The organism is Pseudalkalibacillus decolorationis, from assembly GCF_024609785.1.
Taxonomy (GTDB): Bacteria; Bacillota; Bacilli; order Bacillales; family Fictibacillaceae; genus Pseudalkalibacillus; species Pseudalkalibacillus decolorationis.
This window is the reverse complement of record NZ_JANHJQ010000003.1, coordinates 19,479-31,525: the sequence shown is the minus strand read 5'-3', so window position 1 is coordinate 31,525 and position 12,047 is coordinate 19,479. Positions and strand designations below refer to the sequence as shown.

At 40.3% G+C, this 12,047-nt stretch carries 11 protein-coding genes; 1 reads left to right on the top strand and 10 read right to left on the bottom strand.

The genetic code is table 11. The annotated features are described in order from the left end of the window. Positions 1-4: 4 nt before the first annotated feature. The 5 genes from NON16_RS03845 to NON16_RS03825 all read right to left on the bottom strand — a co-directional run bounded on the left by NON16_RS03845 (position 5) and on the right by NON16_RS03825 (position 5,978). A complete protein-coding gene (locus tag NON16_RS03845; protein WP_257347284.1) occupies positions 5-1,057 on the bottom strand; it encodes a LacI family DNA-binding transcriptional regulator in 1,053 nt (350 codons plus the stop codon). A 34-nt stretch (positions 1,058-1,091) separates the two neighbouring features. Further along, positions 1,092-1,955 (bottom strand): carbohydrate ABC transporter permease, encoded by an 864-nt coding sequence (locus NON16_RS03840; RefSeq protein WP_257347283.1) that lies wholly within the window; start codon positions 1,953-1,955, stop codon positions 1,092-1,094. Continuing rightward, positions 1,946-2,824 (bottom strand): carbohydrate ABC transporter permease, encoded by an 879-nt coding sequence (locus tag NON16_RS03835; RefSeq protein ID WP_257347282.1) that lies wholly within the window; start codon positions 2,822-2,824, stop codon positions 1,946-1,948. The genes NON16_RS03840 and NON16_RS03835 overlap by 10 nt, the downstream gene beginning before the upstream one ends. A gap of 163 nt (positions 2,825-2,987) precedes the next feature. Beyond that, complete coding sequence (locus tag NON16_RS03830) at positions 2,988-4,325, bottom strand: ABC transporter substrate-binding protein (protein WP_257347281.1); 1,338 nt, start codon at positions 4,323-4,325, stop codon at positions 2,988-2,990. A gap of 270 nt (positions 4,326-4,595) precedes the next feature. After that, the gene (locus NON16_RS03825; RefSeq protein WP_257347280.1) at positions 4,596-5,978 is read right to left on the bottom strand and encodes an amidase; all 1,383 of its coding nucleotides are present in this window, start codon (positions 5,976-5,978) and stop codon (positions 4,596-4,598) included. A gap of 311 nt (positions 5,979-6,289) precedes the next feature. Here NON16_RS03825 and NON16_RS03820 point away from each other — a divergent pair, with 311 nt between their 5' ends. Then, entirely contained in the window at positions 6,290-6,463 is a 174-nt protein-coding gene (locus NON16_RS03820; RefSeq protein ID WP_257347279.1) for a zinc-binding dehydrogenase, read from the top strand. Positions 6,464-6,645: 182 nt separating this feature from the next. Here the strand turns inward: NON16_RS03820 and NON16_RS03815 are convergent, their stop codons facing one another. The 5 genes from NON16_RS03815 to NON16_RS03795 all read right to left on the bottom strand — a co-directional run bounded on the left by NON16_RS03815 (position 6,646) and on the right by NON16_RS03795 (position 11,931). After that, complete coding sequence (locus NON16_RS03815; RefSeq protein ID WP_257347278.1) at positions 6,646-7,029, bottom strand: VOC family protein; 384 nt, start codon at positions 7,027-7,029, stop codon at positions 6,646-6,648. 53 nt (positions 7,030-7,082) lie between these two features. Further along, a complete protein-coding gene (locus tag NON16_RS03810; RefSeq protein ID WP_257347277.1) occupies positions 7,083-8,186 on the bottom strand; it encodes a Gfo/Idh/MocA family protein in 1,104 nt (367 codons plus the stop codon). Positions 8,187-8,362: 176 nt separating this feature from the next. After that, the gene (locus NON16_RS03805) at positions 8,363-9,739 is read right to left on the bottom strand and encodes a glycoside-pentoside-hexuronide (GPH):cation symporter (protein WP_257347276.1); all 1,377 of its coding nucleotides are present in this window, start codon (positions 9,737-9,739) and stop codon (positions 8,363-8,365) included. Between the two features lie 187 nt (positions 9,740-9,926). Further along, positions 9,927-11,060, bottom strand: coding sequence for a Gfo/Idh/MocA family protein (locus tag NON16_RS03800; protein ID WP_257347275.1), 1,134 nt, complete (start codon positions 11,058-11,060; stop codon positions 9,927-9,929). Positions 11,061-11,079: 19 nt separating this feature from the next. Further along, positions 11,080-11,931 (bottom strand): sugar phosphate isomerase/epimerase family protein, encoded by an 852-nt coding sequence (locus NON16_RS03795; RefSeq protein ID WP_257347274.1) that lies wholly within the window; start codon positions 11,929-11,931, stop codon positions 11,080-11,082. Between the last annotated feature and the right edge of the window lie 116 nt (positions 11,932-12,047).

Below are 12,047 nucleotides of genomic sequence, written 5' to 3'. Positions count from 1 at the left end.
TCTTTCATTGCGTTGACCCTTCATAAGACCTTACCTTCATTCTACCTGTTGTTCTCCGTATAATTAATTCCGGTTCCAGTGTTAACTGTATCGGTTTTGATACAGTATCTCCTTTTTCAATCAGCATCACTAGCTTTTCCAATGCCAGTGTCGCCATTCTTTCCTTTTGCTGTGAAACTGTTGTCAAGGCGATCGTCTCATTGGAAGAAAGGTTCATGTTATCAAATCCGACAACCGAGATATCTTCAGGAATTCGAATGTTTTTTTTCGCAGCGGCATCTAAAACCGCAAAGGCCATCTGATCGGACGTGGTGAAAAAAGCGGTTGGCGCGTTTGTTGCAGAAAGTGTCCGATCGACAAAACGATAGATTTTTTCGTATAAAAATTCTTCATTTATAAACTCTTCATTATATACATTCTCTTGATACAATGGCAGATGATGCTTTTGAAGTGCAGCCTGAAAACCACTGAATCTTTGATTCAAAGTAGAATATTTAAAGGAGCCTGAAACGAATGCAATCTTTTGGTGCCCGGATTCAACCAAATGGTCAACCGCGAGTTCGGCCCCTTTTCTATTGTTCAAAACGACATAGTTTACATCGTCTCCTTCAACCAAATTGATGAATAGGACGACGGGAAAATTTGCTGCAAACAGATCATTGACTTTCGTACAATACAAGCTTGCAGATGCAATCAATAGACCATCCACCCTTTTATTGAGAAGCGTCTGTATAGCTGTGTCAAGATCCAAATCATTGTGATTGGTATTACTGATGATCACATCGTACCCCAAGGTCTTTGCTTTTTCGATGATCACCTTTGCAGATTCAGCAAAGTAAGGGTTTGAAATATCCCCTACAATTAACCCAAGCGTTTTCGTTTTTTTTGTTATCATACTTCGAGCGATGGGATCAGGGGTAAAGTTAAGTTCTTCGATTGCATTCAACACTTTCAATCGCGTCGATTCTTTAACCTTTGGATAATTATTCAAAACTTTTGAAACAGTAGATTGTGAGACTTTGGCTGCCTTCGCAATATCATTCACCGTTATTCTCATTGACCTTGATCCCTTTCAACGTTTGATAAAAAGATTATTTCACTCCGCCGGATGTCATACCAAGGATGAACTGCTTTCTTACAAGCAGCATAAAGACAACAGTCGGTAAGACGAACACGATGCCAGCTGCGGCCATTTGGTTCCATAATACACCCTTTTCTCCATTAAAGAATGACAACGCAACCGGTAAAGTTACAGCGTCTTGTTGTGTTAAAACAAGGGCAAACATAAACTCATTCCATGTTATGACGAAACAAAAGACGGTCGCAGTAATAATACCCGGTTTCGCAAGCGGCAATAAAATATGCCAGAGAACTTGTAGTCGGTTTGCTCCATCAATAGTCGCCGCTTCTTCCATATCAACCGGGATGCGATCGATGAACCCTTTTGTAAGCCAAATGGCATAAGGGATCGTATGACCGAGGTTCACAATGATCAAGGCAAGTGTTGTATCAATGATTCCCCAGTTTCGAAACATGATGAAGAAAGGAATAACGTTCACAACGAGCGGAATAAACTGGGTTGCTAAAATCGCAAACATAAACACCTGTTTCCCCCGCATCTGAAAACGAGAAAGGCTATACGATGCCAGAACACTGACCGGGATTGTGATGATGAGCGTAAACAGCACCACAATGATGCTATTGGTATAATACTTACCTAAATCGAAAGCTGAGCCGAACACCGTTTTAAAGTTATCCAGCGTCGCCTGAAAAAAGAGACTGGTCGTGTAAACTTCTGATTCTGGTTTGAATGCGGTTATGACAATCCAGAAGATTGGTAGAAATAAGAAGATGGCAACCAGAATGACGCACAGGACTTCCAGAATTGACATGGTCTTTTTTGAGATCAATTTTTTCTTTTGGGGTAATGCTGCGCCTCTACTCATCAGTTCCATTCATCTCCCTTCACTAATCTCCTCATATAAATGATGACAAACACGATGGTTATCAATGCTAGAATGTAGCCCAGGGCAGAGGAGTAGCCCATATCAAAAAATCGGAAACCAGTTTTGTAAATGAAGAAGTTTAAGACTTCCGTTGAATCACCAGGTCCGCCTTGTGTCAGGGTGACAATTGGATCAAACGCCTTGAGTGTGAACATCGTCATTAAAATCGATGCGATCAGAATGATCGGCTTAAGCATCGGCAGGGTAATATGAAACAGCGTTTGCAGGCGTGTTGCTCCGTCCATTTGAGCCGCTTCGAATACCTCTCTTGGCATCCCCATCAAGCCACTGATAAACATGAGGCTCATAAATGGAAGCCAGATCCAGACGACGACTGACACAAGCGCGATCATAGCGGTCGTACTGCTCCCGAGCCAAACGACATCTGCGAGCGGCGGAATCAGAAATCCGATGATTTTATCAAATAATCCATAGTCAGGATTCAACATAAAGCGCCAGGAGAACCCGACCAGAGCCGGGCTCAGGGCAAATGGTATAATAAGCACCACTCGTAGATAGGACAGATATTTTTTATCCTTACTAAGCAGCAATGCCACAATGATGCTCAACGTTAACGTGAGGATGACCGTACTTGCTGTAAAAATGATGGTTATCCATACACTGTTCCAGAACTGTGAATCCGAAAAAGCACGAATGTAATTATCAAACCCGATAAAAGGACCCATCTCTGCAGATTCTTTTAAATCCCAGTCATGTAGACTGATCCAAAAAGATCTCATTAACGGATATAAGGTTGTACCGCATATAAAAATGAAAGCTGGTGCTAACAACCAATATTTGAAAAGCTTTTTTTTCACTTTATCTTCCCCCTACTATTTGGAACCAATCCCGATCCAACGAGGTGATGAAAGACTGGTTTATTTTCTGGCTTCAATTGCTTCTGTTCGGGACTGTCCTGGATAGAAAGCTATACGTATTACCCTTGGCACAGCCGTGTAAAGAGAAGAAATCATCTGAACCTTAATCGTAATAACCTGACTCCTCTAATAACTTCTCTACTTGTTCAGCCGCTTCATTTAATGTAGGTTCGACTGGTTCACCTGTTGCAATCTTTGAAATTGCCGAACTGATGATGTCGGAAACACGCGGCCATTCCTTCATTTTTGGTAATGTTTTAGCATTTTCCAGATTATCAGCTGCTACATTATAAAAACCATCGGTTAACTTATTGAGTTCTTTATTCCTTAGGTTTTCCGTTTGCGTAATCACGATTGACTTTTGATTAGAAGGACTTTCGCCTTTTAGCGTATCCATGACGATATCCAATTCCAACTCTGGGTCAGAAAGCCATTTCAGGACTTCCCATGCTGCCTCTTTGTTTTTGGATCCTTTCATCATACCTAGAGGGAATGTCGTTATGCTTGGCACGGATCCTTTTCCTTCCCATCCCGGAACTGTTGCGAAATCGACATTTCCGACCACTTCTGGTGCTGAAGCTTCACTGTCATTGAATTCAGAGTAAACCCACCACCAGCCAATCCACATTGCTGCCTTCCCCTGCTTGAAGTAGGTTCTGGAATCCTGTTCACCGAATGTTACAGATCCAGGAGGTGCTACTTTATCTGTGACTAGAAGATCGATATAACGCTGCGTAGCTTCCAGGCCCTTAGGACTGTTAAATACTGGATTTAAATCCTCGTTAAAAATCTTTCCACCGTTACTCCAAAGGTAGGACGTCCACATAAATAAATTCTGGCCATTGTGCCCTGCCCCGTAGTAAGGGACAATACCGTACAAATCCGTTTCATCGGTAATTTTTTTACTGGCGGCTTCAAGATCCGCCCACGTTTTCGGAGGTTCAAGGCCGAGCTGTTCGAAGATATCCTTACGGTAGAACAGCATCTGGGCATGTGCTCGTACGGGTAAGCTATAAAGTTTTCCATCAAATGTAGAACGATCGACTGACGCTTCTGGCCAACGATCAACATTAAAGTTGTCACGCTCCACATACTGATCAAGCGGCTCTAAAAACTGATTGATAGAAGAACCCATTGTATCAAGATGTGCAACTAAGTCATAAGCCCCTCCCATCGCAATCCCATCGGCTGTAATTTCTTCCAGGAGGTTCTCATACGGTGTTTCAATAAATTTAATTTTAATGCCTGTCCGTTCTGTAAATTCTTTACTTCTTGCCTTCCAGGCATTAAACTGGCCAACATCTCCCGCAGAAAGCAGTACTTTCACGGTTTTCCCTTCCGTGCTTTCTCCTCCGGCATCAGAATTACTACATCCGGTTATGAGAAGTGTCATCATCAAGCCCAAAATAGCGACCATGCGGACTATTTTGAATTTTTTCATGAATCTTTTTCCTCCCTTTTTGTTGGATATGTTTTTCATATCCTGAATAATGTACCTCAATTTAATCGTTGAACCATTTTGAATGCGCATTCAAAAATGTATGAATGCGCATTCAATTTTAACGAATAAAAATGACTTCTATTGAAGTACCGTTGGTAATACTTTGAAAATAAAAACGAATACGTATTCCTTAGTCATTATCTTAATCTATACAAATTACCTGTGTCAATACTTAATGTGTGAATAATTTTATTTTTCACACTATTAGGATTAACCCAATTTACTTTCACCTTCACACTTAGCGGTTCTTTTTTTGTAAAACTCCGGTAAGGCATATTGTTCATAACTGTATGCTGCACGGAACAATAGATCTTCTCTATGGTGATTGGCAATTAACTGCAACCCGATGGGAGTCTCGTCATGTGTAAGCCCCATTGGAATCGATAATGCAGGATGTCCTGTTATATTGAAAAGGCTCGTGTAGCGGATCATACTTTCGCCAATGGACTCCCTCACACCGTTGATTGTGACCTGATTCATCTCAACATCTGTTGTTTTGATCGGAGTTACTGGGGTAAGCATCACATCTACCTTAGAAAAAACGGCTGATACCTTATGAGTGAATTCTTCACGTTTTTTCAAAGCTGTAACATATTCAAGTGCAGTGATTGCCCGGCTTTTTGAGAACGTATTTTGTGCTTCTTCGCTGTACAGTTGTAAGGATGATTGTATACGATCCTTGTGAACATAACCGACTTCAGAGGTGCCAATTGTAGTTGCAACACCGAGTACGTTTTCTAAAAATGATACATCTACTTCTACTAGATCGGCACCAAGTTCACCAAGTTGTTGTGCCGCTTTTTCATACATCCTTTGCACTTCGTTTTCCATTTGCTCAGTGAAAAAGTGGTTGGGTATTCCAATTCGAAGCCCTTTTAGATTATCTGTAAAAGACATAGTGTACGATTTTTTGGTGAGAGCTTGCATAATGAAGGCTACATCTTCAACAGTACGTGCAATCGGACCCGCATGATCGAGGGACCATGCTAAAGGTGTCATACCCTCCATACGAACCAGACCATAAGTGGGCTTTAAGCCCACGACCCCACAACAAGCAGAAGGAACACGAATCGAACCTGCCGTATCGGTCCCAATGGAACCTAGGCAAAGATTCGCCGCTACAGCCGCAGCTGAACCGCCGCTTGAACCTCCTGCCGTCCTTTTCCTGTCCCATGGATTGATGACATCACCGTAAAAAGGATTTTGTGAGGTAATTCCAAATGCATATTCATACATGTTGTTTTTTCCTAATTGAATACCGCCTTCCCTTTCAAGGTCCTTGACAATTACTGCATCCTCTTCAGGAAATCGGTCTTTGTCAATAATCGATCCACTTGTTGTTAGGATTCCTTTCGTATCAATGGAATCTTTATAAGCTAATGGAACACCTAGAAAATTATTGTCCTCCCCTTCCATCAATCTTTTTTCTGCTTGAATCGCTTGTTGTAAGGCAATCTCCTCCGTAACAGTAATATAAGAATTAATTCTGGGATCCAACCTTTTTATTCGATCTAGATACCACTTGGTTACCTCAATAGGGGAAACCTGCTTACTTTTGTATCCATCCATCAGTTCCTTAATAGTTCCATACATTATCTTGTCCCTTCTCTCTTCTATTTGTTTTTATTACAGCTATTCCTGTTTAATTTATCACACTATTATTTCGTAATGTTAACTTGGCTCCTTTAAAAAATGGTTGAAATTCGCTAAGGATTCGTTACTCATACTTGCGATTCTATCAAATGCTTCCTTTATAATCGGTCTAGGAGATGGGATGCAAATTCTCTGATAGTTTAATCCCTCTTCTCCAAACATCTTTCCGTCTTCTAATAGAACATTGGCTTTGACTAATCGTAGTTAATGTTATGTTCATGTAATGGGGAACAAGCTACGGTCAATACAATTTGCTAGGCACCACGATGGACAGTCATCAAGAATTCAAGGAAATGCTTGAGCTAGTCAACAAATATAGAATCAAACTAGTCCTTGATCAAATCTTCCCTCATAGTGAAACAGCGGATGCCATGAAACGTTTAGAGGACTCTGAACAATTTGGTAAGATTGAGATTAGTAGATAATAAATAGTCAAAAGCCCTTTTTCCTTCCATACTAGGAAAAGGGCTTTTGTTTACTTCGAACCCATACTCATAAAAAACTTAACGTACGTGCCTGCATTTATTTTAACTATGAAGTATGAGGTCCTAGTGTAAACATTCATGAGTCGACAAATTGAAGTTATTCTCTAGTAGATATCATCACTTCATTCTTCGGGATGATAATTAAACTCAATCAAATTACCATCCGGATCACCGACATACACTTGATACCATCCCGCAGCATTACTCGGGGTCGTTAGCATCGAAACGTTATGAGCTTCCATACGCTTAATAAACGCTTCGGTATCTGTCACTCGAACAGCGAAGTGACCATCAGAACTGTCCAATTCAACCGTTCCTCTCAATGTCTTCCCTTCGTTATAAACAATCAAATGTAACTGAGTGTTTCTTATTTGATACCATGCACCAAGTGTATCAAAATTCGGCCTCTCGATTTCTTCAAATCCGATAATCTTTCCGTAGAAATGTTTCGAACGTTCTAAGTCTGTGACGATTAAAGAAACATGGTGAATCCCGGTGTAGTCCATCTTAAAGCCTCCTGTTAAGTCTCCTCACTATGATACTTTAATGAGTTTTTGGCTTATAAATCTAAGGCATTTTTCGGAAGATTCATTGGAAATGGTACTGGTTTGTCACAAGAACTTTTTACTTCATAATGCTTTCCTTCTTCTGATGCAATGTGGAAGCCATGCATAAGCTCCAACACGTGATAGGCCATTTGTCCGCTTGCTCGATGCGATCTTCCGTTTTGAATGGCGTAGGCCATATCCAAAACACCAAGACCTCTACTATTCTCAGTGAATCCGTGTGTTAAAGGGATTTCGGTAAAATCCGTCTGATTATGCTGCTTTATATAAACTGGCCCGCCAAATGTATTGGGATCCGGAACAATGATCGAACCCATTGTCCCATGAATTTCTATATGTGGGGTCCGTGAGCCCCAGACATCAAAACTCGTAATTATGGTGCCGACTGCTCCATTTTCAAAATCCATGATACCCGATATGTGTGTCGGGGTTTCGACAGGGAATTTTCTTCCGTAATTCAATTCATTTGTAATCGATCTTTCCTGGAAAGATATTTTTGCAGATCCAGTCACACGACGAATCGATCCAATTAAATTAACTAATGCAGTCAAATAATACGGTCCCATGTCAAACATTGGTCCAGCACCTTTTTGATATAAGAAATCAGGATTCGGATGGAAACTTTCCGGACCATGGTACATCATAAACGCCGTTGCGGCAATCGGTTCACCAATCCAGCCGTCATCAATCAACTTTCGGCAGGTTTGAATTCCTCCTCCTAAAAATGTATCTGGAGCGGATCCTACTAAAAGTCCTTTCTCATTTGCGAGAGAAAGAATTTTTTCAGCATCTTCTAGTTCAGTGGCTAGAGGTTTTTCTCCGTAAGTGTGTTTTCCTGCCTCAAGCGCTTTTAGATGAATTTCTGCATGAGCACTAGGGATCGTCAAATTGATGACAAGCTCAATTTCTGGATCGGAGAGTAATTCTTCCACCGTAGATGCTTTCGGAACATTGAATTCTTCGGCACTTGCCTTTGCTCTTTCCAAATCCAAATCCGCACAAGCCACAATATCTAAAACCTCAAATTTTTTCCCTGCCTCAAAATAAATCGAACTGATATTACCGCAACCAATAATTCCTACTTTCACTTTTCTCATCGTACTCCCTCTCTTTCATATGGATAACGAACATTGTTCATTGATAGTATTTTTTCGACTTTGTGCCTAAGCTAGATTTCACTATATCACCCATTCAACCATAAAGAGTAGGAAAGAAAGTTCTGGCTCCTACTCCTTCACTACATCCTGCCTTAATTGTTAAACCATTTAGCATTCTAATTATTATTTCTCACATCTAATTCCTGAATAATTTCAGCATGGTTTTGATCGAGCTTATAGAACGCTAGAGTAATTACTTGGATAATGGTAAATGCAATGAGACCGGCAAATAGTAAAAACCGGATCATACTTAAAGCAGTATCTGTAATCGCATCAGGGTTATATCCTGCCCACCCTAAAGCATAGGCGACCAATGACGAACCGATCGCAATTCCAAATTTGGTCGCAAAGCTATATCCAGAATAAAGCAGACCTTCTGTTCTCTGTCCAAATTTCCATTCTTGATAATCGATTGTGTCGGCTAACATTGCAAAATTGGCTGCACCGTTTACTCCGATTAATGTTAAAGCGATAAAAAACACAGTGGCAAAAAGGGTAGTTGACCCACCTTCCAAGAAGATTAACAGAACAAATAATGGAACGGACGAAGAGAGTAAAATGATACTGCCATTTCGATTGCCTAGACGTTTTAAAATCGAAGGAGCAATGGCCCCGCCTGCAAAATTCGCCACACTTGCTAATGTTAAATAAAGTGGAACCAATGCAGGTTGTCCAAGTACATAATTTACATAGTAGATTAAGACACCGAATAGGACCCCAATTCTTAAAAACTGAACAATGGAATTGATCGAAATCACTACCCAATGGTGATTCTTAAGCATGTTGGAAAAAGATTTGCTGATTTTCATATTGTTTCCTGACTCGAGATTATTCGAGTAGCGTTCTTTACAATTCTTGAAGGTGATAAAGAATAACATCACTCCAACAATAGAATATACGGCCATCGTAATAGGAAATCCTACCTGTAGATTGCCGTTTCCAAAGAATTCTACTAATGGCATCGTAAGAGCGGAAACAATAATCATCCCGATCGCTAACCCCATCATACGGAAACTGCCTAATTGTGATTTTTCATTTGAATCTCTAGTCATCGTCGACATTAAGGCTCCATAAGGAAGATTAATAGCTGTATAGATCATCCCCAGCAAGAAATAGGTGATATAGGCATACACTAATTTCCCTGTATCCGAAAAATCCGGTGTAATGAAGGTCAATACACTTAATATTCCGAAGGGTATGGCTAAATAAAGTAAATAGGGCCTTGTTTTTCCGTGCCTACTTTTTGTTTTATCAACAATAATGCCCATCATTGGATCGTTAATCGCATCCCAGATTCTCGTAATCAAGAAAAGTGTCCCCACTGCCGCAGCAGAGATCCCAAAAATGTCTGTGTAAAAAAAGAGTAGATAGCTTGATGTCATCCCCCAAACAAAATTAGAAGCTAAATCTCCTAAACCATAACTCACCTTTTCCTTCGTCCCTAACTTATCTGATTGAAGTTCAACACTTGTATCCGCTTTCAATATAGCCAATTATCTCATCCCCTTTACATTCATTCCCTTATATTAAAAAGGGAACAAGCCTTCAATAAATTATTTCTTATCCATTTTTATAAGGGTAAAAAGTTTTTTCTCGAATAAGCTACAGGAGTCAGGTTTAATTTTGTCAATAATCTGATTTTTTTCACGAAAAAAATGAAGTGTTTTCTGATCTGCTCTCTTACATAGGATAAGAGAGCAGATTCCTTTGACCTAGTTCAATCGCTTTTCCTGTTTCTGAAGATTGATAGATTGCTTCTAAAATACGCGTTACTACATAAGCCTCTTCAGGTTTTACCAACGGCTCCTTGTCTTCCAAAATGGCATCAATCCACTGTTTTGCCTCTAAGTAGCCTGCATCAACTTCTTGTCCTTCAAAATAAGCCACACTCGGGCCTGCTGATGTTTCTGCTTCCATCATTTGATTGTATTTTGTTGTGTTAAATGTGATATACCCCTTGTTATCCCAGGCTTCGCCAAACATTTCCGCTCCAGCTTCCGTACCGCATAATGTGACCTGGGCTTCTTTTCCACGGATCATATTTAACGCCCATGAAGACTCGAGCATGATGGTTGCACCATTTTCCATTTTTATATATCCGAATGCAGAATCCTCCACCTGATACTCCTTTGGATTCCAAGGTCCGAAGATGTTGCCCTCTGGCTTATCCTTCAACTTTTGAAAAGTAGACCCAACAACCAACGCTGGTTTGTAGTTGTTCATCATCCATAACGCAAGATCCAAAGCATGTGTCCCTATGTCAATGAGGGGGCCTCCACCTTGTTTCTCTTTATCCATAAACACTCCCCAAGTAGGGACACCTCGACGGCGGATCGCATGGGCTTTCGCAAAATAGATCTCACCTAAATCTCCTGCGTCACATGCTTGGTGTAAGGTTAAGGAATCGTTCCTGAAACGATTTTGATAGCCGATGGATAGTTTCTTGCCTGTACGTTTGGCCGCATCCAGCATTTTTTTCGCTTCTTCAGAGCTAATGGCCATTGGCTTCTCACACATCACATGTTTACCTGCTTCAAGCGCATTAACCGTAATCATAGAATGCGAGATATTGGGTGTACACACATGGACCACACCAATCGAACCGTCTTTTAATAACTCTTTGTAATCCGTATAGACTTGAGCATTCTCGTCACCAAATTCTTTCGAAGCCTTTTCTGCCCTCTCTTGAACGGTATCGCAAAACACGGCCAATTCGACTTTACTTGTTAATTTTGATAGAGCGGGTAAATGCTTTTGAAAGGCAATCCCTCCGCATCCAATGATGGCGATTTTCACCTTATCTTTTGCCAACATGTAAACCACCTCTCGTCATTTACTGAGCATCTAACAGTTGAATCATGTTTTTATAGCTTAACTCAACACTCTCTAATTGATTTTTTGTTGTTAAATCTTGCTCTACAAAAATGTATTTTGCAGCCCCAATTTGTCGTATCGTTTCAATAATGGATTTAATATCCATGGATCCTTCACCAGCTTCGGTGAAATACTCTGGTTTCGAGAAACCAATAAACTCGTCAAAGCCAATTTCTTTTTCTTCCCCAAGCACTTCAAACGCGTTCACAGGTTTGGCTGTTGCAGGTAAATCTTTTTGGTGAACCAGGTCGCAACGGCTGCCAAGTTTTTTCAGGTAATCTACTGGGTCGATTCCGCCTCTTAAAGCCCAGTACGTATCAAACTCAGATTTTACTAAACTTTCATCCGTGCTCTCTAATAAAATATCTAATACATATTGCCCGTCAAACTTTTGAAATTCTTGAAAGTGATTATGATAATAGAAGGCCAATCCGTTTTCTCTACACTTTTGGCCGCATTTATTAAGAGCTTTAGCGAAGTCAATCACTTCTTGTTTGTTTTTAAAGAAGGCGATGGAACAACCAATACCGGTGCTTCCGATTTCAAGATTATATTGAATGGCCTTTTCCAAAATGTCCTCATCCGTTAGGGGGTCAACATGCATGGAAACAGCATTCAGCCCTAAATTGTTAAGTACCTTCTTTAGCTCATTCGCTTCCATTCCACCGATCTTCATTCCTTTACTTGCATCGTGAATGAAGAATTCTACGCTTTTATAACCGATTTCTGCGACCTTTTGTAATGTACCGACAAAATCCTTTTCCAGTTCGTCTCTTACTGAGAATAGTTGCAATCCAAGTTCTAAGCTCATTATAAATACCTCCTCGAATGTAATCGATTACATTTTTTATTAAATAATTTTTTATCTTACAATAACTACCGTAGATTGTTGTTTTCCTAGGTTTACTCTTTATTGATTTAAAAAAT

Bases quoted from the DNA above. Each gene is read 5' to 3' on its own strand.
- NON16_RS03810 (WP_257347277.1), bottom strand. From the start codon at position 8,186: ATGAGAAAAGTGAAAGTAGGAATTATTGGTTGCGGTAATATCAGTTCG.
- NON16_RS03795 (WP_257347274.1), bottom strand. From the start codon at position 11,931: ATGAGCTTAGAACTTGGATTGCAACTATTCTCAGTAAGAGACGAACTG.
- NON16_RS03800 (WP_257347275.1), bottom strand. From the start codon at position 11,060: ATGTTGGCAAAAGATAAGGTGAAAATCGCCATCATTGGATGCGGAGGG.
- NON16_RS03825 (WP_257347280.1), bottom strand. From the start codon at position 5,978: ATGTATGGAACTATTAAGGAACTGATGGATGGATACAAAAGTAAGCAG.
- NON16_RS03830 (WP_257347281.1), bottom strand. From the start codon at position 4,325: ATGAAAAAATTCAAAATAGTCCGCATGGTCGCTATTTTGGGCTTGATG.
- NON16_RS03840 (WP_257347283.1), bottom strand. From the start codon at position 1,955: ATGGAACTGATGAGTAGAGGCGCAGCATTACCCCAAAAGAAAAAATTG.
- NON16_RS03845 (WP_257347284.1), bottom strand. From the start codon at position 1,057: ATGAGAATAACGGTGAATGATATTGCGAAGGCAGCCAAAGTCTCACAA.
- NON16_RS03815 (WP_257347278.1), bottom strand. From the start codon at position 7,029: ATGGACTACACCGGGATTCACCATGTTTCTTTAATCGTCACAGACTTA.